Raw genomic sequence first — 24,777 nt, 5'->3', positions numbered from 1 at the left:
TGCGTCCTCGCCCCGGCCCGGCGGCGATCGCAGCGCCAATCTGTGGATTACTCCCCAGTTGTGGATAAACCCCCGCCGCCGCGGACCGCGTGCCCGCCGTGCCACCCGCCACCCGGCAGCCGCGAGTCCTACGCCCGCCCGCCCGACACCGCGTACTCGAACAGCGCCTTGTTGCTGTTCCGTTTACGGATCACCTCCACCTCGACCCCCGCGAAGCCCACCTCGCGGAGCAGCGCCGCGTACCACTCCTGTGCCGGCACCTGGTTCCCGTAGAAGGTCGAGTTGCCGATCACGTAGACCACCCGCCCACCGCCCCGCACGTTCTTGTACGCCGCCCGGAAGTGCCCCCACATGTCGTGCACGTACTTGCCCACGTAGTTGGCCAGCAGCGGCCCGTTCCGCCCGCCGTCCCGGCGGATCGCCGCCTGCGTCCGTGCCAGCTCGCCCGCGACCGGCTCCGGCACCCCCTCGGCGTCGGGCCCCGGCGGGCGCCAGGCCCGTACGCGCGAGGTGGCCGCGCCCCAGGTGCCGCCGATCGCCTGCCAGTCCAGCCGGCCCGCGTCCTCCGCCCGCCGCAGATGCCGCATCCAGTACATGTACGGGCGCAGCTCGCGGATATACGACATGCGGTTCACGTACGGCGGCGAGGTCAGCAGCAGGTCGCAGGGCGTGAGCCGGCCGGCGGCGGGCTGCATGTCGCGGGAGTCGCCGTACAGGACGCGCGCCGTGCCGGGCAGCGGGACCGCGGCGTTCGCGAGCGTGGTGCCGGCCTCGCGGCGGAACGCCTCCAGCACGGCCCGCGCGGCGTCGAGGTCGAGCGACTGGGGGGTGTCGGCGCCGTCCTCCTCTTCCTCCTTGAAGGACATGCTCTGGTGGTTGAACGCCGCGTTGCTCGACGCGATCAGCGTCCGGCAGAAGGCCACGTCCAGCAGGTCCCGTCCGCCCGGCGGCAGCGCGCCCGCCGCGACGTCCAGCGCCCGCCGCACCGCCTTCAGCGCGTCCAGCGCGCTTCGCGCCCACCAGCGCCCGATGTTGTGCAGCTCCGGCTGCCACAGCTCGCCGGCCTCCGGCAGCAACTCCTCGGCGCGGTGCACCAGCGGCGCGAGCGCCCGCCGGGTCTCGCGCAGGTGATCCGGCTCGTACGCGGCCGTCTTCATCTTCCCCAGCCAGATCAGGAACGGGTTCACGTCCAGCGACTGCCCGGTCAGCCCGTGCTCGGCGGCGGCGAGCGGGGTGGTGCCGGTGCCGGAGAAGGGGTCGGTGACGACGGAGCCGGGTGGCATCTCGGCGGCGTAGCGGCGCACGAGGCTCACGGAGTAGGCGGGGGTCAGCCGGAGCCACCCGTGGCGGCCGGCGCCCGCGTTGGCGCGGTAGGTGAGGTGTGCGTTCTGACGCGTGTCCGACCGCATGCTCTCGCTCTCGCCGATGGGGGTGGGGGGTAGCGTGGATCGTAGTAGGCGGCGGCACGTCACCCGTCCGGAACCGGCAAGTCTGGTCGTACGGAACGAAAGCGCACTGCCGTACGACGCGCGCCGTGCGCAGAGGCCGCCCCCTCGCCGTACGCGAGAGAGCGGCCTGTCGCCTTCTGGCGGTGTTTCCCGTGAAACCTCCGCCGCCGGCCCGATGTCAGCCGCGCGCCGTCGCCTCCGCGTACCGCGCCGAGACGTCGTCCCAGTTCACGAGGTCCCACAGCTTCTGGACGTAGTCGGGGCGGACGTTCTTGTACTGCAGGTAGTACGCGTGCTCCCAGGCGTCGAAGACCAGCAGAGGGGTGCTGCCCTGGCCCACGTTGCCATGGTGGTCGTAGATCTGTTCGACGATCAGGCGCTTGCCCAGCGGCTCCCACGCCAGCACGCCCCAGCCCGAGCCCTGCACCGAGGCGGTGGCCGCGCTCAGTTGCTTCCGGAACGTCTCGAAACCGCCCAGGTGCTCGTCGATGGCGTCGCCGAGGGCGCCGTCGGGGCGGTCGCCGCCGTCCGGGGAGAGGTTCTCCCAGAAGATCGTGTGCAGTACGTGCCCGGAGAGGTTGAAGGCGTAGGTCTTCTCCAGCCCGACCAGGTTGCCGAACTGCTCCTTGTCGCGCGCCTCGGCGAGCTGCTCCAGCGTGTCGTTGGCGCCCTTGACGTAGGCGGCGTGGTGCTTGGCGTGGTGCAGTTCGAGGATCTGCCCGGTGATCGCGGGCTCCAGTGCGGCGTAGTCGTAGGGCAGATCCGGTAGCGCGTACGTGCTCATCAGGCGCTGCTCCTTTCGTGGGACATCCGTCCTCGATCACCCTACGCGCTTATTGCACAGGGGTTGCAACAACTTCCTGCGTGCATCAAGCTGGTTCCGTCGGGCGGGGCCCGGCGGTAGGCGATCGTCTTCCCGCCGGTGCGCTCCGGCTACCTGTGCGCCGGGCCCCGCCCGTCACGTGCCCGTTCCTTCCCGGTGCGATCTCCCGGTACGGGGCTCGCAAGCGCTTGTCGGCGCCTTCCCCATCTGCTTGACTCCGGCTGCCAGTGCCCGATCGCACCGGGGGAGGACCCCATGGAGTTCACCCGCAGACGCCTGCTGTCCACCCTGCCCGCCGCCAGCCTGCTGGCGGTCCTCCCGGCCCGTCCGGGCCTCGCCGCCGGGAACGCCCAGGCCGCAGATCCCGCCCTCCTCCTCGCGAACACCCGCGCCGTCTTCGCCGGCACCCCCGAGATCAACGCCCGCCCCGAAGCCGCCGCCAAGGTCGCCGCCCTCCACGCCACCGCCCGCGCCAACCTCGCCGCGATGGCCGACACCGCCACCGCCACCGGCGAGTTGTTCGCCGGCGTCCCCCTCGGCGCCAGCGACGTCAACCTCGCGACCTCGTACCGCATGCTCTACGAGATCGCCCTCGCCACCCGCGCCCCCGGCGGCGGCCTCCACGGCGACGCCGCGGCCCAGCGCCGCGCCGTCGACGGCCTGGTGTGGCTGCACGAGCGCTACTACGGCGACCAGTCCCGCGGCTACTACGGCAACTGGCACAACTGGGAGATCGCGATCTCCACCCACGTCGGCAAGACGTTCGCGCTCCTCGCCGACGTCCCCGGCGCCGTCTCCGCGGGGCTGCTCACGACGTACGTCGCCTCCATGGACGCCTACCTCCGCAACGGCAAGGACGGCGACGTCGACCTCGACTCCCGCTTCCACACCGGCGCCAACCTCGCCGACATCACGACCAACCGCCTCATCCAGGGCGCCCTGCTCGCCGCCGCCCAGGAGCCCGGCGGCGAGGCGCGCGTCGCCAAGGCGCTCGAAGACCAGCTCACCGTCTTCGCCACCATCGACCCCTACGACATCCGCCACGGCAACACCGACGGCTACTACGCCGACGGCTCGTTCATCCAGCACCACTCCGTCGCGTACACCGGCTCGTACGGCAAGGGGCTGCTCACGCGCGTCGTCCAGACGCTCAAGATCCTCGACGGCACGGGCTTCGCGAACACCGACGCGCTCGTGCCCGTCGTGCAGCGCTGGGTGCGCGACGGCTTCGCGCCGCTGATCTTCGAGGGCTGGATGATGGAGATAGTCAAGGGCCGCGCCGTCGTCCGTACGACCTCCGGCTACACCGACGTCGCCGCCGTCGTCGAGGCCGTCGTCGACCTCGCCGACTACGCGGCCGGGGCCGAGGCCGCCGCGCTCAAGAGCTACGTCAAGCACATCCGCGCCACCTCGCGCGCCGCCCTCGACCCCGCCGGGTTCGTCTCCCCCGTCAGCGTCGTGCGCTACGCCGACATCGTCGGCGACGACGCCGTCCCGCCCGCCGACCTCAACCCGGCCGCGCGCAGCGTCGCGTACAACGCCATGGACAAGCACGTCCACCGCCGCCCCGGCTTCGCGTTCGCGCTCGCGCGCAGCTCGGATCGCATCAGCAAGTACGAGTACATGAGCGGCGAGAACCTGATGCCCTGGTTCCAGGGCGACGGCGCGTACTACCTGTACCTCTCCGGGCAGGACCAGACGCGCGCGTACGGCGTCGACTACTACACGGTGGTCTCCCCCTACGGACTCGCCGGCGCCACCGCGCCCGTCGAGCGGCGCGGCACCGTACCGGAGCTGTACGACGGCAAGCTCTGGTACGACAACCCGGGCCACCCGCTGAACTTCACCTCGTCCTCCGAGTCGCAGAACACCTACGTCTACTTCCCGCGTGGCACCAACCGCCACTCCGGCGGCGCCGTCCTCGGCGCGTACGGGGCGTCCGCGATGGTCCAGTCCGACGACGTCGCGTACGCCGAACGCGACCGTCTCCCGGACGACTTCGTCGTCTACCGCAACGCGACCGCCACCAAGTCGTGGTTCATGCTCGACGACGAGATCGTCGTCCTCGCCGCCGGTGTCGGCGACCCCGCCGGCCGCACAGTAACTACTACCGTCGACGCGCGCACCGCGGACCCCTCCGCCGCCGTCACCGTCACCGGCGCGCGCCGCGACGGCGGTGCCTGGGAGGGGCCGGGCACGGCGCAACTGAGCTGGCTGCGCTACGCGGACGCCGCGGAGGGCACGGCCGTCGGGTACGTCTTCCTGGACGCGCCCCGTGTGCGGGTCGGCCTGGAGGACGTCACGCGCAGCCGCCGCGTCGTACGTACCGCCAACCCGGACACGGCGGTGACGCGCACCGTGTTCAGCGCCACCGTCGACCACGAGCCGCGGCACGGGCTGGCGCGCCTGGCGTACGCCCTGGTGCCGCACGCCTCCGCCGCGCAGTTGGACACGTACCGCCGCCGCGGCCCGCTCACCGTGACCGCCAACTCCCCGCGCCTGCAGGCGGTCCGCCACTCCGCCCTCCGCCTGACCGCCGCCAACGCCTTCACTCCGGGACGGCACGACACCGCGGGGCTCAGTATCGACGGGCCGGCCTCGGTGCTCGTGCGGACCGGGGACGACGGGCACGTGGGCGTGGCCGTCGCGGACCCGACGATGGACCGCGACACGGTCACCGTGGTGCTGCGCGGGCAGCCGCTGCGCAAGGCGGCGGGGGACGACGGGGTCCGGGTCAGCCGGGTGCCCGGCGGGACGAAGCTGGTGGTGGACACGCATCACGCGTACGGCAGGAGCCTGACGGTGAGCCTGGAGAAGTAGGCGGAAGGTCGTCCGGTTCGGGGGCATGTGCACGGGGGGCGGCGGGTCTACGCTGTGGTCACAGGGGCTCGGGCCTGGGGCGGCCGGCCGGACGGGGGAGGACGAGTGTCCGAGTTGTTCTTACGTGGCCTGAGCCGGTGGCAGGCGGACACGCAGCGCGAGGCCGTGGCGGACGTCTACGTCGCGTCGTACAACGGCGCGGTCGGCGGGGCGGCGCCGGAACGGGAGGGCTTCCTGCGCCGCCTCGAGGACCACGTGCAGCGGCCGGGCTTCGAGATGGTGCTGGCCGGGGGCGATCGCCCGGTGGGCTGCGCGTACGGGTTCCGGGCGGACCGCTCCGGCGAGTGGTGGCCGGACTTCCCGGAGGGGCCGCCGCTGGCGCTGGCGGAAGTCACCTCGTCCGCCCGGGCGTTCGTGGTGGCGGAGCTGATGGTGGTCCCGGACCAGCGCCGCCGGCACATCGCCACGCGGCTGCAGCAGCACCTGCTGGCCCGCTGGGCGCCGTCCCCCGCGGTGGCGCTGCTGCCGCAGGACAACGCGGCGGCGCATGCGGCGTACCACACCTGGGGCTGGACGAGATCCGGCAGCCTGCACCCGGTGCCGCCGACGCCGCCGCTGGATCTCTGGACGCACAGGTAAGTCGTACGGGGCCGGTCGTCAAGGGCGCATCAGGCTTCGGGGCGGGGCGCGTCAAGCGCGTATCAGGGCGCGGATCGGGGTGCGCGCCGCGGGCATAGCGTTCACGACGTGGACGGCATCCATGACGTCGACCGACGTTCATGACGTTCACGACCTGGAACGACGTGCCCGCGAGGAGGGCCACCATGAGCGAATGCCGTGCAGACGAGGACCCCGACCCCGCCGAACCCGGCCCGGCGGCCAGGGCCGTGCTCTACGTGCCCGTGCTCTACGTGCCCGTGCAGCCGGCGCCGGGCGGCTTGACGACCCGCTTCTTCCGCACCCCGCTCGGCGAACGCACCGCGGTCGCCTTCACCAGCCGCGCGAAGCTCGCCGCGGCGCTGGGCACGGGGCAGCCCGTGATCCGGCTGTCCGTGGGCGCGCTGCGGGCGCTGGCGGCGCCGCTGGGCGTGGGGCGGCTGACGGTCGACCCGCGTCTGGTCGCCCCGGCCCCGGCCTCCTCGCGGACGCCGTCGCCGGCGTCCCCTTTCCTGCCTGCCGCCGCCGCGGCCGACTCCCTGGCTGGCTGAGGGGTACGCGATGTCCGTTGCCACGCCGCACCCGGGCGTAGTCGAACCGTCTCCTTCGCCCTCGCTCGCCGTCTGGCCCGCCTCCGCGCGCGAGGCGCCCGGCGGCGACGTCACCCTCGGCGGGGTCTCCCTCGCCGAGGTCGCCGACCGTTTCGGCACCCCCGTCTACGTACTCGACGAGCAGGAGGTACGCGCCCGCTGCCGCCGCTACGCCGACGCCTTCGCGGGCGGCGAAGTGCTCTACGCCGCCAAGGCGTTCCTCTGCCGCGCCATGGCCCGGTGGGTGCAGGAGGAGGGGCTCGGCCTCGACGTGTGCTCCGCCGGCGAGCTGGAGCTGGCCGTGACCACCGGCTTCCCGCCCGAGCGGATCGTGCTGCACGGCAACGCCAAGAGCCCGCACGACCTGCGGACCGCACTGCGGCTGCGGGTCGGCCGGATCGTCATCGACAGCGCCTCGGAGATCGCGCGGATCGCGGTCGCGGTGCCGCCGGGGGAGCGGCAGCGGGTGATGGTCCGGGTGGTGCCCGGGATCTCCGCGGGCGGGCACAGCGCGATACGTACGGGCACGGGGGACCAGAAGTTCGGCCTGTCCGTCACGGACGGCTCCGCGGCGTACGCCATCGGGCGGGTCCTCGGCCAGCCGGGGCTTGAACTCGTCGGCCTGCACTGCCACATCGGCTCCCAGATCGCGACGGTCAAGCCCTATCTGGCGGCCGTGCGGCGGCTCGTCGGGCTGCTGGCGCGCGTGCGCGACCAGCACGGCGTCACCCTGCCGCAGTTGGACATCGGCGGCGGGCACGCCGTCGCGTACCGACCGGGCGAGCCGGCGCTCGACCCGGCGGTACTGGCCGCGCGGGTGCGTACGGAGCTGGCGGAGGGGTGCGCGGGCGCGGGCCTGCCGGTGCCGCGGCTGGTGGTCGAGCCGGGGCGGGCGGTGGCGGGGCCCGCGGCGGTGGCGCTGTACCGGGTGCTGTCCGTGAAGCACACCGAGGGGCGGGTGTTCGTGGCGGTCGACGGCGGGATGGGCGACAACCCGCGCGTGCCGCTGTACGGGGGGCGCTACGAACCCCGCCTCGTCGGCCGCGCCACCGCCGCACCGCCCCGCCGTGTGACGGCCGCGGGACGCCACTGCGAAGCCGGCGACCTGCTGGCGGAGAACGTCCCCCTCCCGTCCGACGTCCACCCCGGCGACCTGCTCGCGCTCCCGGTCTCCGGCGCGTACCAGGTCTCGCTGGCCTCGGGCTACAACCTCGTCGGCCGCCCCCCGGTGGCGGCGGTACGGGACGGCCGCGCGCGGCTGCTGGTCCGCCGCGAGACCCTGGAGGACTACCGCAGCCGCGACGTGGGCCTGGGACTGCCCGGCGGCGCCCCGGCGCTACGCCGGGGCGCCGCCGAAGCCGATCTCGTTGCCGTCGGGGTCGCGGTACAGCGCCTTGCGCACGCCGTTGCCGTACGTCTCCCGCCGTACCGGCTCCAGCCCGCGCGCGGCTATCGCGGCCACCCGGTCGTCGAAGTCGCCGACGAAGACGGTGGTCAGCGCATGCCCGGCGTGCTCCGGGCGGTGCTCGACGGCCAGCGAGCGGTGCTCCGCCAGCTCCCACACCACCTCCTCCGGGGACGCCACGAAGGTCGGCGGCGTCCCGAGCAGCCGCTCGTACCAGGTCAGCGCGGCGGCGAAGTCCCGTACGGGGATGCAGGCGAAAAGGTCGACGCTCATGCCGGCCATCGTAGGGACCACCACTGACACCGCCGCGGGAACGCCGGGCGTGCAGCGTCACCGCGGTGGGTGCCCGGCCCGGGCGGGCTTCCTACGCTGGCCGGACGAGCGACTCCCGCGGGCCCCGGACGGCGCGGCTGGCACCTGATCTTCGCCATCAACGTGCCGCTGGCCGCCGCCTGCCTGCTGCTCGGCCTGCGGCTGCCCAGGGGCGGCGCCATGCCGTCCGGTGCGGGGGCCGACGTGGCCGGCATGGTGCTGTTCGCCGGGTCGCTGACCGCGTTCATGCTGTTCCTGATGGACCCGGAGTGGCGAACAAAGTGCGGGTGGGACAGAAGTGACTACGCTCAGTCGCGTGCCGGGTACTCACGCCGCCGTGCTGCCGCGACTCTGCCGCGCCGTGATCGCTCTTCTCGCGGGGCTGGCGATCGTCGTGCTGGCCCCGGTGTTCGCGTGCGTGGACGTCGGTACGCCGCATCACGAGGGCGGCGAGAGCCTGCGGGGCAGCGCGCTCGCCGTGGCGCTGACGCCGGTGGCGTACGCGGAGGTGACGCGGGAGCACGCGGCCCGCCACGGCGCCGAGCGGGCGGACCGCAGGGCCGGTGATCGTGTGGACGGCCGCGCCGGCGGCCCCGACGGCACCGTCGCCGGCCGGATGGTGGACCACCTCGACGACCACGCCGGCCACGCCGACTGCACCGAGCCGTGCTGCGAGCCCGCCGCCGCCCTTCCGCACGCCGTAATACGGGACGATCCCGCCGGCTCCGCCGCCCACCCCGCCCCGGCCGTCCCCGTCCCCGCCGCCGGCGTGCTCCGGGCCGCCGGCGAGGCCCGCGCCGCCCCGCCGGCCGCCGGTGGCCTCCCCGCGGCCCGCCCCGGGGCCGCCCTCCTCCGCCTGGTCTGCGTCAGCCGTACGTGACGGCCCCCGCGCGCCGCCGCGCGCCCGGCACCCCCCACGTACGCACGCGAAACACCCGGCCCCGTACCCACGCGGCCGCGGAAGGACCACCCATGCACTCCACTCTGCGCACCGTCTCGCCCGGCGACCTCCGCGGCTTCGCCGCCGCCCACCACCTCCCCGCCCCCGCCGACGGCGCCCGCAGCACCCCCGCGGGGCTCGTCGGCAACACGCCCGTCCTGTGGATCGGCGAGCCCTTCAGCCCGGCAGGACACGGCTTCTGGGCCAAGCTGGAGGGCGCCAACCCCGGCGGGCTCAAGGACCGTTCCGCGCTGCACATGGTCGCCGCCGCGCGCCGCCGCGGCGAACTGGCGCCCGGCGCTCCCGTCATCGAGTCGACCAGCGGCACCCTCGGCCTCGGCCTCGCGCTCGCCGGGATCACCTTCGGCCACCCGGTGACGCTCGTGACCGACCCCGGGCTCGAACCGCTCATGCGCCATCAGCTCGCCGCGTACGGGGCGCGCGTCGAGGTCGTACGCGCCCCGCATTCCGCCGGCGGCTGGCAGCAGGCCCGCCGCGACCGGGTCGCGGAACTGCTGGCCGCCCGACCCGGCGCCTGGTGCCCGGACCAGTACCACAACCCCGACAACCCCGCCGCGTACGACGCCCTCGCCCTCGAACTCGCCGTCCAGCTCGGCCGGGTGGACATCCTCGTCACCGCGGTCGGCACCGGCGGTCACTCCGCGGGCGTCGCCCGCGCGCTGCGGGCGTTCTCGCCGGGGATGCGGCTCGTCGGGGTGGACTCCGTGCGCTCCACGGTCTTCGGGCAGCCGGCGGGCGAGCGGCTGATGCGCGGGCTCGGCAGCAGCATCCATCCGCGCAACGTCGACCACGCGGCGTTCGACGAGTGCCACTGGGTCGCGGCGCACGAGGCGGTGTGGGCGGCCCGGCGGCTGGTGCGGCACCACTACGCGGGGGGCGGCTGGAGCGTCGGCGCGGTGGCGCTGGTCGCGGGGTGGCTGGCGCGTACGGAGGGGCCCTCGGTCCGTATCGCGGCCGTCTTCCCCGACGGCGTGCAGCGGTACTGGAACACCGTCTTCAGCGACGACCACTGCCGCGCGCACGACCTGCTCGACCGCCCGCCGGCCGCGGACCCCGACGAGATCGGGCACCCGGGGGAGCGGACCGTCGAGCGGTGGACGCGCTGCGCCGACGTCACGGCGGTGCCGGCGGGGGTGCCGGCCCGATGAGGGACCTGGTGCGGGAGTTCCGCTCGTACGGCGGCGGGGTCCGGCTGCTGATGGTGCAGCAGTTCACCATCAACACCGCCTTCTACATGCTGATGCCCTACCTTGCCGCGCACCTCGCCGACGGGCTGGGCATGGCGGCCTGGGCCGTGGGCCTGGTCCTGGGCGTGCGGAACTTCTCCCAGCAGGGGATGTTCCTGGTCGGCGGCACGCTGGCGGACCGGCTGGGGTGCAAGCGCATGATCGTCGCGGGGTGCGTGCTGCGGACGGCGGGGTTCGGGCTGCTGGGCTTCGTGCAGTCGCTGCCGGCGCTGGTCGCGGCGTCGGCGCTGACGGGCTTCGCGGGGGCGCTGTTCAACCCGGCGGTGCGGACCTGCCTCGCGCAGGCCGTGGGGGAGAAGCGGCGCGTGGAAGCGTTCGCGCTGTTCAACGTCTTCTATCAGACGGGGATGTTCGTCGGCCCGCTCGTCGGACTGGCGCTGCTGGCCGCCGACTTCGGGCTGGTGTGCACGGTCGCGGCGCTGCTGTTCCTGGGGCTGACCGTGGTGCAGGTGATGGCGCAGCCCGAGGGGGATGCGGTACGGGCCGAGCGCCCGGGGGCGCGCGGGGTGCTGGCCGACTGGCGCACGGTCGTCTCCAACCGCCCCTTCATGCTCTTCTCCGCCGCCATGATCGGCTCGTACGTCCTGTCCTTCCAGGTGTATCTGGCGCTCCCCCTCCAGGCCCACCGCGCCTTCCCGGCCGCCGGCGACGGCGTGACCACCGTGCTCTTCGCCGTCTCGGCGGGCGTGGCGGCCGCGGGCCAACTGCGCGTCACGGGCTGGGTGAAGAAACGCTGGCCGGCGCAGCGTGCCCTGGTGTACGGCATCGCCCTGATGGGCGTCGCCTTTCTGCCGCTGCTGCTCACCGGCGCCCCACCGGGCGGCGGCGGGGCGGTGGCAGCGGCGGCGGCGCTGACCCCCCTGCTGCTCACCGCGGCCCTGCTGGCGCTGGGTACGGCCCTGGCGTACCCCTTCGAGATGGACACGGTGGTGTCGCTCTCCGGCGGCCGTCTCGTCGCCACGCACTACGGCCTCTACCACACGGTGTCCGGCCTCGGCATCACGCTGGGCAACCTGGCGACGGGCGCGCTGTGGGACGCGACGGAGGAGTACCCGCGGCTGCCGTGGCTGGCGCTGACCGCGACGGGCGCTGCCTGCGCGGGCGCGCTGGCCGCACTGGCCCGCGGCGGGCGGCTGCGCGCGGTGCGACCGGAGCCGGCGTCCGCCTGACCCGGGGGTCCGACGGGGGCGCCGGCGTGAGCGCACCGCGCGCGTGGGCGCCCCTAACGGACGCTGACGAACACCGGGTTGGAGTAGAACCACAGGTCCTCCCACGGGCTCTCCAGCCCGTCCGCCACGGGCTCCGCCTCGTCCGTGCTCGTACCGCGTACGCGCGCGTACATGTCGCCGTCCACGTCCCGCAGGGTGTGCCGGATGACGTAGTCCTTGCCCTGGCGCCGCCAGTCGTTCGGGCCGAAGCGGGCGACGACCTCGGTGGTCGGGTTGGTGTCGGCGTCGCGGTCGGCGCTCGGGCCCGTGATGCTGCCGGTGATGAGGTCGACACGGCGGACCTCGGGGCGGTCGCCGTTGCCGTTCTTGCCGTCCAGCGGGCGGAAGCGGATCTCGATCTCGACGTCCGTGCCGTTCCGGCCGCTGACGGTGAGCGTCTCGCCCATGGCCGCGCCGCGGCCGCGGTTGCCCGCCGTAAGGTCCAGCGACGTGATGAGGTCGCCGGTGCCCACCCAGACGCGGCCGTTGCGCAGGCCGTCCATGACGTCCGCGTAGTCCTGCCGCGCCATGACGTAGGTCTTGCTGTACTCGCCCGGCCAGAAGTCCGAGCCGCCGCGCGTCCAGTGCACGTGCGAGTCCGACGTCGCGGTGATCCACCAGCGCCGGCCCTCGCCCAGCAGCGCGTCCCACAGGCCGCCGAGGCGCGCGGTCATCTGGTCGAAGCCGCCGTACGTGGGGTGGTTGCCGTAGCCGCCGCGGGCACCGCCGACGAGGGGTCCCGCCTGGTGGCCGGGGGCGCCCTCGAAGCCGACGTAGACGTTCGGGGCGACGTCGTTGCCGTTGCGGAACTCGCGCGGGGTGTCCTGGCCGTAGACGCCGAGGCCGGGCGCGGACCGGGAGGCGTGGTGGGCGATCACCAGCGGCTTGCGGTCCATGGTGGTCGCGGCCTTGAGGAACTCGATCATCTTGGCCTCGGTGTCGCGGCCGGGGTCCGCGGGGAACGGGTCGAGCTTGGCGAACCGGCGCTCCAGCTCGTACAACTGCTGCGCCTCCTCGCGGTGGTGCGGGATCATCAGGGTGTGGTGGTCCAGCGCGGGCGCGTCGAACTCCATGCCCCAGAACTGCAGCACCTCGGGGACGAGGACGCGCGAGCGCAGCAGGTCGGGGTAGGCCAGCTCCAGGTTGACCTTCGAGTGGGTCGGGCCGCCGTGGTCGGTGCACATCACCCAGGACAGGCCGAAGTGCTTGGCCATGATGGCGTTGGTGACGATGGGGTACACCGCGTCGGCGCCCTTGTGGAACGTGGGCGGGTTGGTCGACGTGTCGAACCGGCCGCTGTACTCGGAGTGCACGTGGTGGTCCCCGGCCCGCCAGGCACGCCGCCCGTCGTTCCCGCTCCCGCCCCGGTCCCCCTGCGCGTCGTCGGCGACCGCCTCGCCGCTCACGACGAGCGGGCCGGCCGCCGCAAGCGTCGCCCCCACGCCGGCGTACCGGACGAGGCGGCGCCGTGAGATCCCCGTGCGCTCGGGGTCCTCGGCGCCTTCGATGTGTCCGTCGTTCATGATGCGGGCCTCTCCTTCACGTTGCGGGGGGCGACCAGCGAGTTTCGACGGCGGAACGGAACGGGGCGTGAACGGCGCTGCCGGGGGCGGGAAACAACAGATCACGCGGGCAGCGGGCGGGCGGTACGCGCACGTCCCGGGGTCGTACGGCGTCAGCCGCCGCCGTACGGGCCGCGCGGAACCTCAGGCCGCCGCCGGCTCCGCTCCCGCGCTCACGCCCGCCAGCCGCCTCTCCAGCGGCCGTATCGCCACGCTCGCGACCAGTGCCAGCAGACCCACCACCACCCACGGCAGTACCCGCTCCACGCCGTACAGGAGCCCGAAGAGGCCCGGTGTGACCATGTCCGCCGTCGCGAACGAGTACTGGAACGCCGCCAGGTACGTCCCCCGCGCCCCCTCCGGTGCCGCGTCCGCGGAGAGCGAGTTGGAGGCAGGCCCGTGCAGCATCTCCGCGGCCGCCCAGAGCAGCATCACCATCGCCAGATAGCCGACCAGCACCGGGCCGTGCGGCAGCAGCACCGCGAGCGCGACGCCCCCGCACCACCCCGCCCACGCCACTCCGCCCCAGGCCATCGCGCCACCGCGGGAGGTGCGTCGGCGGATGCGGCGGGTGACCGCGGCCGTGGAAGTGGCGACGACGGCAGTGGTGAGGGTCAGAAGGGCGCCGACCGCCCAGCCGGGCGCGTCCAGCCCGCGGACGACGTAGACGGGGGTGGCGACGGCCAGGAGGACGGTGCAGATGTTGAACAGTACGTTGACGGCGATCAGCAGCAGATAGGCGCGGTTGCGCAGCAGGTGCCGTACACCGTCGGCGGGCTTCCCGGGGACGTCGCCGGCGGCCGGCCGCGGGCGGCTTCTGACGAAGAAGGTGACGGCACCGGCGGCGAGGACGAAGGACAGCGCGTTCGCCAGGATCATCCCCCGGTACGCGTTCCGCGAGGCGAGCCCCAGCAGCACCCCGGCGAGCACCGTCCCGGCACCGGTCCCGGCCGCGCGGATCATCGCGGTGCGGGCGAACCACTGGTCCCGGGCGCGGTCGTCGGCCTGCTCGGCGATGAGAGCGAAGACCGACGACCAGTACACGCGCAGCCCGGCCGCCTCGACCAGCGCCGCGGCGAACAGCGACGCCGGCCCGTCCACCGCCAGATACAGCAGGAACCCGCCGGCCTGCAGCAGTTGACCCGCGATCACCACGGGCCGCGGGCCGACGCGGTCGACGACCCGCCCGACGAGCAGCGGAAGCAGCTGCGTGCAAAACGTTGTAACTCCGGCGCCCGGGGGGAAGTCAATAGGCCCCCGTCCGGGTTCGTACGAGAGCGAAGGGGGGACGAATGGCGTGCGCCTCTTCTCTCATCGAATCGAGAAGAGGCGCACGCCATCAGGTGCGGGAACCGGGAGGTGTCACGTGCACAGGGACATGCACCGGTGCAGGAGCGGCTCCAGCTTCAGCGACGCCCCCTCCCGCTCGAAGACCTGGAGGGCGTCCAGGCACGCGTACACCCAGTCGGCGTCTTCCTCGTCCCCCAACTCGAGAGCGATGGCCATGATGATGTCGTCCGCATCTGCGGAGCCTTCGCCGAACTCCTTCCCGACTGCCCGGTACCCCGTCAGGAGCTTCGGATCCGCGAAGACTCCGGTCGCCTGCGCGAAGTCCCGGGCGGCGGAACGATCCGCGGTCAACTCCGCCATCTTCTGCAACGCGTCCTCCGCACCGTCGAGTTCGCGGTGCAGGTTGTATGCGCGTTCGACGAGATACGGCCATCCGCCGGTCAGTTCGTAGAGGCGGTCGAGACGCCCGTTCGTGGTGAACAGCTCGGTCCGCTGAGCCCAGTCCTGAAGGCTCCGGCGGTCGTAGCGACGGAGCACCACGGGCAGCGCCGAGGTCTCTTCCGTTTCCAGGAGCAGCGAACGCCAGAGGTCGAGCTGCCGGGTGTCCGTGACGATCACCACTGAGCGGGTGACCCCGGGCGCGAAGGGCAGCGCACTGTCGGCCAGGGTGACCGCTTCCCGCCAGGTCTCCTGCTTCACATTCTCGGCGTACGGGGTGAAGTCACTGATGACCACGCGGCGTTCGCCTGGCCGGCCACCGGTGAGCTCCTGCTTGAAGACGCTGGGCCTGCCGACCGGCGGCAGCTTCCAGCCGGAGATGCGGCTGGTCACCGTGCGCAGGGTGTTGCCCACTTCGGTGACACCGGTGGCCGGTGTACCCAGTACCACCCGGGTGCGGTTGGCGCGGTCACCGAGGAGGTCGTCCAGCTGAGTGATGGTGAGCGGTGCCGGACGCTTGTCGGGCAGCTCCGGCCGTCCTTCCAGGACGATGCTCTCACCGAGCTGGTAATCCTGGTGGGCGCGCTCGAGCCGGGCCTCCACCTCGTGCGAGGTGCCGATCATGCGCAGGGCGTTCGGGCCGCGCAGGTGCCAGCCCTGGCCGTCGTGGTTGGGAGCCAGGACACCCAGCCCCACCATCTCCGACAGGTAGGCGCGGAATCCCTCGGTGTCGAGGTTCTCGAAGCCCTCTGACCAGTAGAACTGGCATTCATCGCGGAGTTCGGCATCGCTGAGCCTCCCTTCGAGCCCGTAGTGACGGGCGTGGTGGGCGAGTACGTTGGCGATCACGTCGTACCGGTGGTCCAGGCTCAACGTGTCCTTGAACGCTGCCGAGATCCCGCCGCGGAGATCGGTGTCCGATTCGACGGCCTCGACGTCGGCTTCCTCGATCGTGTACGGCGGCCCTTCGGCAGGGCGCCGCTGGCGCTTGCGCTGCATGACCTGTACCAACCGGTGACCGAACATCTGGAGCAGGAACGGCTGGTAGGAGCAGTACCCCAGGACCCGGTTCGTCACGTCCACGTCGACGAACTCGAAGCCGAGGGCACGCATCGGATGCACCAGCAGGTCCGCGGCGAACTGCGGAGCGAGCGGGCCGATGACCGTCGGCGTTTGTGCGAGGTGTCCGAACGGCCCGTTGCTGGCGAGCTTGGAGAACCGTTGCACGGAGTGCAGCCCGGCGAACACGACCTTGACCCGGTCCTTCGTCTCCGAGCCGAGTCCCTTGAGCTTCTTGGTCTGCTCGAATCGCGGAGCGTCCGCCTCGAAGAACAGGTCGCACTCGTCGAGCAGGATCAGCAGGCGACGCATGGGGTCTTCGTCGAGCCAACGCCGCAGCTCCCTGCGGACGTACTCCCAGCGGCCCCCCGACGGTGCCTTGCGCCCTCGTGCACGGGGCAGAACGTCGACGGCGACCAACTCCCGCTCCAGGACGTTCCAGAGCGTTTCGGGGCCGAGCGCACTGCCCTTGCCGATGTTCACCTGATCCAGGTTCACGTACACGGTCTGGCGGAAGCCGGGGTACTGCTCGGTGAACCTGTCCCCGGCGTCGCTCAGGAGCGCCGACTTCCCCAGCCCTCGCCCGCCGAAGATGACTTGGGTGCCCTGAGGGTCGAGGATGCTCTTGCGTTCCGCGTCGCGTCCGTAGAACATCTCCCCGCCGATCCGGCCACGCTTCTCCAGGATGTACGGATTGACGCCGGAGAACGGCAGCAGGGTCTGAGTGGCGTAGCTCACCTGCCGGTTCCCGCGGGCCGCGAGGTACGCGAGGGCCGCGTCGTCGACGACGAGCAGCGGCCGCTGCCGGTCGCTGCCGACCGCAAGCTCCACCCGGTTCTTCGTGCTCAGAGTGCCGAAGTAGAGCACCAGCAGTCCGGATCCGCTCGGGTCCCGAGAGGCAAGGCTCATCACCACCTCTGCCGGCGGGCGGCCCCACACCAGCAGAAGACGGAGCCGGCCGCCCTGCTCCCTGATCTTCGAGCCGAAGTCCGGAACAGCGGCGCGGCCGTTGATCTGCACGTCGGTGGCTTCAAGGAAGCGGTGCTCACGACGCTGATGCGACAACTCGTCCAGACGACGCAGGCCCTTGGTGGTGTCGTAGCCGAGCAGTTTCAGCGCGGGCAGCAACTTCGCGTTGGTGAAGTTGGGCCTGTCCTTCGGTTCGAGGGCGCCCACTTCCCGCCAGTTGTCGAGCGCCGTTGCGGCCAACTCGGCCTCGTCGCCGGAGAGGTGCTGGAAGTCGAGCACGGGTGCGTCCGGGTGCCTGCCGCCGGACCGCACCAGACTGATGAGCTCGCCGTCGATTCCCCGGGGCAGCTTTTCCGGCACCTCCGGGAAGAACTTGCCGAGGTGGGTCTCGCCGTTGTCGATCTCCGGCATCGACTCCCCGATCTCCATGAAGTAGACCAGGTCGGCCGCCGTCGGCAGTTTGCCGGTGTCCAGGTGCCGCAGCACCTGGTCCCGTTCGGCCTGTGTGACGTCATTAAGCACGTCGAGCCGGGCCCGGATCCGGCCGGCCGCCTCCTCCCGGTACGCCGGGAGGCTGGTACGTACGCCCTGCAGAGTCGCGCGGACCTCGCTCAGGTCAACCCGCTCCATGTCCTCCAGACCCGTGCGAGCGCCCTCCAGCAACTCCTGCATGCGCAGGTCCTGGTCGTCCGTCACGGCTCCGTCCGCCTGGGCCTGGCGGAGTTCGGCGAGGAGCTCTTTGCGGTTCGCGTCGAGTTCTTGCCGCCTGCTGGTCTTGAGCGCCTCGATCTCGGTGAGCTTCTGAGGGCCGAAGGACACGCCGTCCCAAGCAGGCAGATCTCCGCGGTCGGCGAGTTCCACGATCAGGCAGGCCGCATGGAATGCGTCGTGGTCGAGGCGTTCTCGCAGCGCCTCGACCCAAGGACGTCCGACGGCGGCCAGCAGTCGGTCCACGGAGGGACGTTCGGCGACGGTGTTGCAGACCTTCAGCAGTTCCGCGTCCAGGACGTCGGCGGGGTCGCCGCGGCGGACGGTGCGAGCCTGCCCGGCCTTGCCTTCCAAGAGAGAGAAGAGCTCGGACAGGGAGTCGTACGCGGCGTGGGCAGCGGCCGTGGCCATGACCTCAGGGCGCCGTGTCAGACGTTCCAGGTCCCCCAGGACCGCGTCCTTGTGAGCGAGCAGCGAGCGGCGGAGGGACGAAACTTCCTTCGTCACCCTGTCCGTGTCCGACCGGCCGCTCTTGCGCGCGTCCTCGACGGCGATGCACCACTCCTTGGCCAGCGCCACCGTATCCTCGACGAGACGTACGAGGTCCTGCCGCCCAGCGCCCTGGAGTGCCTTCCTGCTGGACGAGCGGTACTTGCGGTCCATACGGTCGATCTCGGTGTTGACCTCGGGGAGCTTCGTAAGCCGTTCGGCCTCCTCGCGGACCGACGGCAGCATGTCACGGTCGTCGTTGATCACCCGGCTGAGCATCGAGCCCAGCAGCCCATCGTCCGGCCGCAGCCATCGCTTGCCGATTTCCGTCGCGCGGGCGAACCGGAGGCGCGGTGGCGAGTCGATGTATGCGCGGCACTGCTCGTGGATCTGCCGCAGCCGGGCTTCGGTCCCCGATGCGTCGGCGATCACAGCCAACGGGGAGGCAACCATCAACGCGCCGCTCAGCGCGCGGTCGGCCACCTGCGTCGTGACCTCTCCGAGCACGTGGGGGAGCCGGGGTGCCAGAGTCTTCAACTGAGCCCCGGCCATGTGGTCTCCGGTGATCAGCGCCACCCGCAGGAGGGCGGGGACCAACAACAGGTCGGTGCCTTCTGGATCATGGTCGGCCGAGCCACTCTGGTTCCGGAGCAGATCTTCCACCAACCGCACGCTGGGACTCGTAGCGGAGGTGAGCAGCGCCGCCGCCCCGGCCAGCCGGAGGGCCGCCGCCTGCGGCTCCGGGTGGCCAGCGGCCTTCGCCACATGGTGGGCCAGGCCGAAACGTCGCTCTCTGATGAGGCGTGCGAGGGCCTGCTCGATCTTTGTCGGCCCCTCCGAGTCGGCCGCTTCGCGGGTTGCGCTGCTCACGGCCGCCGGACCCGGTGCGACGAGGGGCGCGTTCCCCTGGCCGGTGGTGTCTGCGGTCCCGGTCGTGGCGCCCGGGGACGGTACGGTCGACTCTCCGTCTGTTACGGGCGTCGTCTCCGTCCCGTCCGGAGGCTGCTCAGCCTCGGCCTCCGCCCCCGCCGGGTCGATCACTTCGGGGACCGGTGGGTTTGCAACGTTCTCGTCGCTGTCGGGAAGACCCTGACCTGAGGGCGCCGCAGCCTCCTGTGCCGCGGCTGAGGGCGAACCGGTGTCCGAGTCTGCCGCGGTTCCGGTCTGCTCCCCGAGGGTGAGGTCGTGTGCCATGACCGAGGCCGCGGCACACGAGGGAAGGGCGCGTACCACCTGTGCCTGAAGTGCCACGATGGTGTGTGGATCGGCGTCCGTGCGCTGTCCCAGCCGGACGAGTTCGGCCATGGCGAACAGGGCCGAGCCTTTCTCGCGCTGTCCCTCGTCCCACCCCGAAATATCAAGAAGTTCCTGTGCACTGGTACGAACAGCCTCCGCGGGTGCGGCGGCAGGACTCCCCGGTCGGCAGCCGATCGACAGCAACTCCTGCAGCGCCTCACGCACCGCAGAGTCCTGCCGGCGTTGGGCGGTGAACGACTCCGTCGCGCGTCGCATGTCGTCCAGCCGCATCGGGCCCGGTTCGATACCGGCCTTGTCGAGCGCGGTTCTCGCGTGGCGAAACGCCGCGGGGAGGTCGGCCAGGTGCTCCACATGTTCTTCCACCGGAGGGCGACCGTCGTCGACAGCCTCCTGTACCGAAGCCATCGACCGGCGTGCCTGCTCGACGGCGAAAGCAAGGGTGCGGCAGACCTCTTCCGGGCCCTCGGGACCGACGACTTCGGCGTTCCGGGCACCTTCTGAGGTCGGCTCGACGGCGTCATCGCCCGCGGATGAACGGTGCGCGGCATCGTCGTCGGCTGCCACGCGACCGGATCCGGACCTCGTGCCTCCGTCGGGCATGAAGTCCGCATGAGCCTCGACGACTGCCGCCGCGGCTGCGCGTACGGCATCGAGCTGTTGTGCGTGACCTGTGTCCTCGTCGGTGCCGAACCACGCGTGTTCGGCCGCCCAGACGAGGAGGAAGGCGTCGGCGACCGAGGAGTTGCACCAGGCGAAGACAGTCGCGCGCAGCAGGGCTCTGTCCCAACGGGCAACGGCGTCGGTGGCCTCGTCGCCACTCTCGAAAACGGCGGCAGACACATGGCTCAGCACGGTGGCGGTGAGCATTCGGAGACTGCAGACACAGCCGTTCTTACGTGCAGCCCGGCGCAGTCTGGCCAGGATGTCGTCACAGAGCGCAGGGCCCGCCTTGCGCGGCGCGGCCATGCGGATACCGAGACGCCTCAGCAGCAGTCGTCGCCGAGGAGCGGGAAGCGAGCTGAAGGCCAACTCGACCACGTCGGCCGACAGTTCTGCCAGCGCCTTTTCCGCGGGGCGGTCGAGTTGGTTCAGCGAGGCGGCGAGTTCGCCGAGGCTCTCGGCAGACGCACCTGGCGGAGACAACGGTGGCCCCGTGATGACGTAGTACCGATCGTGCATATGCGTGTGCTCCATTTCTCTGGCTTCCGACGGGGCGTCCGGGACGGGGCGAAGCGCAACGGGTCGGCGATCGTCATTGACCGCGGGTGTATTGCGTGACGAACGTGTATCCGTCCGGCAATTCCCATCCGTCTGCTTTGCCTAGAAGCCTGCAGTGCTCCCGGAACGCCTCTTTCTGGGTATCGCTGGGTGAACAGCCGGGCAGTAGCCGTCGCAAGTGTCCGGGCACGTACTGCACGCCGCGCATGTTCTCTTGAGGGTCGTTCGTCCCCCACGGCCGCGGGACGCGGACCACCGGAGGGCGGTATCCGATGAGTGGGATGGCGGGTTCAGCCGGGCGTGCCGGGTAGTGGGGCTGTCCTGCCGGGTCACGGCTCCCGAGGGCGGGTTCGAGAACTTTCCGGTCCAGCAGCGCGGCTACGGCCGATTCGAGGGCCGCCGATTGCGAGCGAGCCGGTTCGACTCCGCCGTACACGGCGCGGGGTAGGAAGTCACGGTCGAGGAGGGCGTGCCCGTCCGAGGTCAGCAGCCCGCAGCGCCGCACTGTGCGCATCACCAGTGCCCGCGGTGCGAGGCCCGCGGCTGTGTTTCCGTGACGATCGCTTCCCGGTGCATCTTCGCGGGTGAGGACCCGGGCGTCGTAGCAGTGTCCGAGCACGCGGTCTCCGAACCGGACGGGTCCTTGGAGCGGTACCGTCGCGGCGCGGAGGGTGTGGCTGCCCCGGGACCAGTGGAACTGGAGTATCAATCCCGGAAAGAAATCGATGGGCCAGGTCACGCCGACGAGACGTGGGAAGCGGCCGGTAACCTCGGCGAAGGTCTTCTGGGCCTTGCCGGCTTCGCCGGACTGTGGACCGCGGTGCTCGATGGCGAGCCATACCACCTCGCGCCGGCCGTTGGACGGGCGTAACTCCTCGGCCACAAGGGGGTGAAGCGGTACGTACCCTTCAGCGAGATGTGCCAGCCGCAACGGTTGACGGTAAACAACAACGGCTTCCGTGGCCCGCAGGAGTTCGACGGGTCCGAGATCCGCGTCGTCCGTCAGCGGGTCGTCTACGGGTGCGGCTTCGGCCCCCCTGGGAGAAGGAGTTGTGGTGTCTGTCAGGGAGGAAGCCCATCCGCGGCCTGCAGGAGTCAGAGGGTCTATTGAGGCTTCCGAGTCGCCCGGATACTGGGAACTCCAGATCCCCCCACCTTCTAGAAAGTCATCCAACTGCACTCGCGTGCCGTTCGCGAGCAGGCCGTTGTCGCTGTCCCGTCGAATGACGTCGGCGAGCGTTGCGTTCGCTCTGCACACCGCCGTTGGGTAACCAACGCCAACAAGAGTCTCTGCTGCTCCGGGAAATGAGCGGAGACGGGGGCCGAGAGCTGTGTAAATGACGACCGGGGACTTCGTTGCGTGGCGCCGTCTGGACTGTTGGGCTCCGTGCTCCAAGGAGGATACGAGTGCCCTCATGTCATCGCCACCAAGCGGTCCGGTATCTCGCCAACCTGCCGCCAGAGACTCCCGCGTCATAGCATAAGGACCCCACATTCGGAGCAGGTCACTGGAGAGGAGCACATGTCGCACTGTGTTGAGAAGACGGAGCAGCCCGGGTAGGAGGATCGTGTCGTCTGTGCCGCCGACCAATTCGGTGAGGGACACGGATACGAAAGGGCTCAGGAGTTGGGAACGCCCCGCGGTCAGCAGGTAGTGCGCGTAGGTCGTCAGGTCGTCCTGTGCGGCGGCTTCCGCAGAGTGGTAGACGGCGTCGACGAGGATGTGTCCGTCCGCGTTGATCCAGCGCTGGCGGCTGCGAAGCCGGTGGAGCTGCGCAGGCGACAGCGACAGTCCCGGGCCGAAGGCATTCAGGTCGGGAACCAAGAGCTCACGGCGATTCGTCGCCCCAGGGCCTCCCGGGGTGCCGGGCCCTTCGGCGCCCACGGGCGAACCGGACACCCAGGCAGGCGTGTTGCCAAGACTGTCCACCTCGGGGTGGGCGCCCTCCTTGTAACAGATCTCGGCGTAGAGCGGCTGCGATCCGGTGGTCACGCACACCATGGCGCCCACGGGCAACGGTGGAGTGCACTCGCCGAACGTAACTGACGGAAAGTCGTCGAGGCGGAGTGGGCTACGCCCGTAACCTTCATTGGCGAAGTGAAAGCCGAAGTAGGCGGCGTTGAAGGCGACCGATACGTGCTGGGGCATCTTCCGGGCGGCGGCGACGGCTTCCAAATATCGAAGCAATCGCTGTCGCTCTTGTTCCGGCACTGTCTCGTAGCCCACAGTCATGGCCGGAGTGAGCAGTGGGAGCCCATCGTACGGATCAACTGCCCGCGGCGGGCTATCGCGTACGGTTTCTGCGCTGGAATGAATGAATGATGACGGGCGAGATGATCCCGTCAACCCTTCGTTGAGGTGTCCATGCACCCCTCCGGCTGTTCGTGATCCATGTGCTTCATGAGGCATAACACCCCTCCCCTGCGAGCTGCCTGCGCCCGCGCGCCACGGTGTTGCCACGCAGGGTATGCCTCCTCTCAGTCCTGCCGCCATGTTTTCGCCAACCTGATCGTTGCGCGAGGCGACGCGCACGCCGTCGGCTGACAGGTCTAGAACGGTGCAAACGCTTTCGATCCGCCACTCTGCGCCAGCGAAGAGATCTCAGGTGACGAGAACAGTGCGCTATCCATCTCTTGACAGGGCTGTCTGTTCCTCCTCTCGCTTGCTTGAGCCCTGTCTTGCAGTCAGTTCGGACGGCGCTCCGACCTCGCTCGTCATTTCCTTCCGGTAGCTCGTCTCTGCTGCTCAGAAGTGCGGCCCTAGATGATTCTCGGGCTGCTTCGAGATCCACGAGGTGGGAGGGATGTGTGAGTTACCGACGACGCCGGGCAAGGAATGAGGGTGAATTCAGGCCAGCGACGTCACGGGCGCGGTACGGACTGACCAAGCCCTGTCCTCGTCGGGCGGACCACGGTGATCCACCTTGCCGCGTGGGTTCCGTGCCCGGTTAGCGTGTGCCGTATGGCAGTCATGGACGCGCTCGACCGCTTCAACCGGCGGCACCCCTGGAGCCACAACGACCACTACGGCCCGTGGATCGCCCGGCGCGTCGCCGAGGCGGGGGCGCGGGACGTGCTGGACGTCGGGTGCGGGGCGGGGAATCTGGTGGCGCTGCTGCGGCGGCGCGAAGGTGCCGTGACGGGTCTCGAACCAGATGCCGCGCTCGCCGCCGTCGCGGCGCGGCGGTTCGACGGCGATCCCGGGGTCACCGTCGTACGGACCGGCTTCGCCGGCCGCGAGCCGGGGCGGCGCTGGGACGCCGTCACGCTCGTCGCCGTACTGCACCACATGCCGCTGGTGCCCACGCTGCGCGAACTGCGCGACTGCCTCGCGCCGGGCGGGCGGCTGGTCGTCGTCGGATGCTTCCGCGAGGCCGGCGCCGCCGACCTCGCCGCCGCCCTGCCGGCCGCGGTCGCGAACCCGCTCGTCGGGCTGGCCAAGCACCCCGCGCGCGCGGAGACCGTTCCCGTGCACATGACCGCGCCCACCGCCGATCCGCGGGAGACGCTGGCCGAGATCCGGGCCGCCGCGGCGGCGGAGCTGCCGGGCGCACGGATACGCCGGCGGCTGTTCTGGCGCTACAGCCTCGTCTACGACGCCCCGGCCTGAGGGCCCGCCCACTCCGCCCAGCCCGCCGTCGCCGCCGCGCGGTCCTCCCACTGACGTACGCCAGGACCGCCGGGCTCCCACCGCTCGCAGAACCGCCGCATCTCCGCGCACTTCGCCAGCATCGCCGCCCGGCGCACCGGCCACGGCGGCACCTCCCCGCCGTACGCGCGGAAGAAGCCGCCGAGTGCGCGGCGGTGCCCGGGGTGATGGGTCCGCACGATCCACTCGCACCACGCCAGGTCCTCCACCGCGGCACCGCGGCGGGCGAACTCCCAGTCCACCACCGCCGTCACCGCGCAGGTCCGCGGGTCGAGCAGCAGGTTGTTGGGTCCGAAGTCGCCGTGGACGAGGACGGTGCCCGCGGCCGGCTCGCCCTCCGGCAGCACCTCCGGCGCGACCCCGTGGATCCGCCGCAGCACCTCCCCGCACGCCACCAGCACGGCCGCGGCCTGCCCGCCGTCCAGCAACTCCTGGCCCGGCACGCCCGCCACGTAGCCGAGCGTCAGGGCGTCCGCCGATTCCGCCCGTACCGGCGGCACGGGCAGCAGGTCGCGCAGCCCGGTGAGCAGCGCCCGCTCGCGGTGCAGCCGGAGTGCGGCGTCCGGTCCCTCGTACGTCTTCCGCACGACCGTGCCGTCGCCGAGGGTGCGGTTGGTGTAACCGTGCTTCATCGGGCGCATCGCCCGATCATGCCCCGTCGGTCCCG

At 71.6% G+C, this 24,777-nt stretch carries 15 protein-coding genes and 1 pseudogene; 8 read left to right on the top strand and 8 right to left on the bottom strand.

Features of this window, described 5'->3' with window-relative positions; genetic code table 11:
* Positions 1-128 precede the first annotated feature (128 nt).
* Positions 129-1,409, bottom strand: a complete 1,281-nt coding sequence (locus ABGA99_RS19100) for a DNA methyltransferase (protein ID WP_347583046.1) — start codon at positions 1,407-1,409, stop codon at positions 129-131.
* A gap of 217 nt (positions 1,410-1,626) precedes the next feature.
* Entirely contained in the window at positions 1,627-2,232 is a 606-nt protein-coding gene (locus ABGA99_RS19095; RefSeq protein ID WP_347583045.1) for a superoxide dismutase, read from the bottom strand.
* 294 nt (positions 2,233-2,526) lie between these two features.
* Here ABGA99_RS19095 and ABGA99_RS19090 point away from each other — a divergent pair, with 294 nt between their 5' ends.
* The 4 genes and pseudogenes from ABGA99_RS19090 to lysA all read left to right on the top strand — a co-directional run.
* On the top strand, positions 2,527-5,091 hold the full coding sequence (locus tag ABGA99_RS19090; protein WP_347583044.1) for a polysaccharide lyase family 8 super-sandwich domain-containing protein: 2,565 nt from the start codon (positions 2,527-2,529) through the stop codon (positions 5,089-5,091).
* A 105-nt stretch (positions 5,092-5,196) separates the two neighbouring features.
* Complete coding sequence (locus ABGA99_RS19085) at positions 5,197-5,730, top strand: GNAT family N-acetyltransferase (RefSeq protein WP_347578486.1); 534 nt, start codon at positions 5,197-5,199, stop codon at positions 5,728-5,730.
* Between the two features lie 185 nt (positions 5,731-5,915).
* A complete protein-coding gene (locus tag ABGA99_RS19080; protein ID WP_347583043.1) occupies positions 5,916-6,299 on the top strand; it encodes an SAV_915 family protein in 384 nt (127 codons plus the stop codon).
* Between the two features lie 10 nt (positions 6,300-6,309).
* A pseudogene (lysA, locus tag ABGA99_RS19075) lies at positions 6,310-7,650 on the top strand (diaminopimelate decarboxylase); the annotation flags it as partial.
* Between the two features lie 24 nt (positions 7,651-7,674).
* Here the strand turns inward: lysA and ABGA99_RS19070 are convergent.
* Positions 7,675-8,016: a VOC family protein gene (locus tag ABGA99_RS19070; RefSeq protein ID WP_347578489.1), complete on the bottom strand. Its 342-nt coding sequence runs from the start codon at positions 8,014-8,016 to the stop codon at positions 7,675-7,677.
* 355 nt (positions 8,017-8,371) lie between these two features.
* Here ABGA99_RS19070 and ABGA99_RS19065 point away from each other — a divergent pair, with 355 nt between their 5' ends.
* The 3 genes from ABGA99_RS19065 to ABGA99_RS19055 all read left to right on the top strand — a co-directional run bounded on the left by ABGA99_RS19065 (position 8,372) and on the right by ABGA99_RS19055 (position 11,432).
* On the top strand, positions 8,372-8,935 hold the full coding sequence (locus ABGA99_RS19065; protein ID WP_347583042.1) for a hypothetical protein: 564 nt from the start codon (positions 8,372-8,374) through the stop codon (positions 8,933-8,935).
* Positions 8,936-9,027: 92 nt separating this feature from the next.
* Positions 9,028-10,164, top strand: coding sequence for a PLP-dependent cysteine synthase family protein (locus tag ABGA99_RS19060; RefSeq protein WP_347583041.1), 1,137 nt, complete (start codon positions 9,028-9,030; stop codon positions 10,162-10,164).
* On the top strand, positions 10,161-11,432 hold the full coding sequence (locus tag ABGA99_RS19055) for an MFS transporter (protein ID WP_347583040.1): 1,272 nt from the start codon (positions 10,161-10,163) through the stop codon (positions 11,430-11,432). The genes ABGA99_RS19060 and ABGA99_RS19055 overlap by 4 nt, the downstream gene beginning before the upstream one ends.
* Before the next feature lie 53 nt (positions 11,433-11,485).
* Here the strand turns inward: ABGA99_RS19055 and ABGA99_RS19050 are convergent, their stop codons facing one another.
* The 4 genes from ABGA99_RS19050 to ABGA99_RS19035 form a co-directional block, all read right to left on the bottom strand.
* A complete protein-coding gene (locus ABGA99_RS19050; protein WP_347583039.1) occupies positions 11,486-12,994 on the bottom strand; it encodes a phosphoesterase in 1,509 nt (502 codons plus the stop codon).
* 183 nt (positions 12,995-13,177) lie between these two features.
* Positions 13,178-14,239: an MFS transporter gene (locus ABGA99_RS19045; RefSeq protein WP_347583053.1), complete on the bottom strand. Its 1,062-nt coding sequence runs from the start codon at positions 14,237-14,239 to the stop codon at positions 13,178-13,180.
* Between the two features lie 156 nt (positions 14,240-14,395).
* Complete coding sequence (locus tag ABGA99_RS19040; RefSeq protein ID WP_347583038.1) at positions 14,396-20,422, bottom strand: hypothetical protein; 6,027 nt, start codon at positions 20,420-20,422, stop codon at positions 14,396-14,398.
* 73 nt (positions 20,423-20,495) lie between these two features.
* Positions 20,496-22,694: a hypothetical protein gene (locus tag ABGA99_RS19035; RefSeq protein WP_347583037.1), complete on the bottom strand. Its 2,199-nt coding sequence runs from the start codon at positions 22,692-22,694 to the stop codon at positions 20,496-20,498.
* 729 nt (positions 22,695-23,423) lie between these two features.
* On the opposite strand from ABGA99_RS19035, the gene ABGA99_RS19030 reads away from it, so the two are divergent.
* The gene (locus ABGA99_RS19030) at positions 23,424-24,071 is read left to right on the top strand and encodes a class I SAM-dependent methyltransferase (protein WP_347578495.1); all 648 of its coding nucleotides are present in this window, start codon (positions 23,424-23,426) and stop codon (positions 24,069-24,071) included.
* Here ABGA99_RS19030 and ABGA99_RS19025 read toward each other — a convergent pair.
* The gene (locus ABGA99_RS19025; protein WP_347578496.1) at positions 24,053-24,751 is read right to left on the bottom strand and encodes a phosphotransferase; all 699 of its coding nucleotides are present in this window, start codon (positions 24,749-24,751) and stop codon (positions 24,053-24,055) included. The genes ABGA99_RS19030 and ABGA99_RS19025 overlap by 19 nt on opposite strands.
* Positions 24,752-24,777 lie beyond the last annotated feature (26 nt).

The organism is Streptomyces sp. B5E4, from assembly GCF_039871555.1.
Lineage (GTDB): Bacteria > Actinomycetota > Actinomycetes > Streptomycetales > Streptomycetaceae > Streptomyces.
Note: the sequence above shows the minus strand (reverse complement) of the source record. Positions and strands in the feature narration are given on the sequence as shown.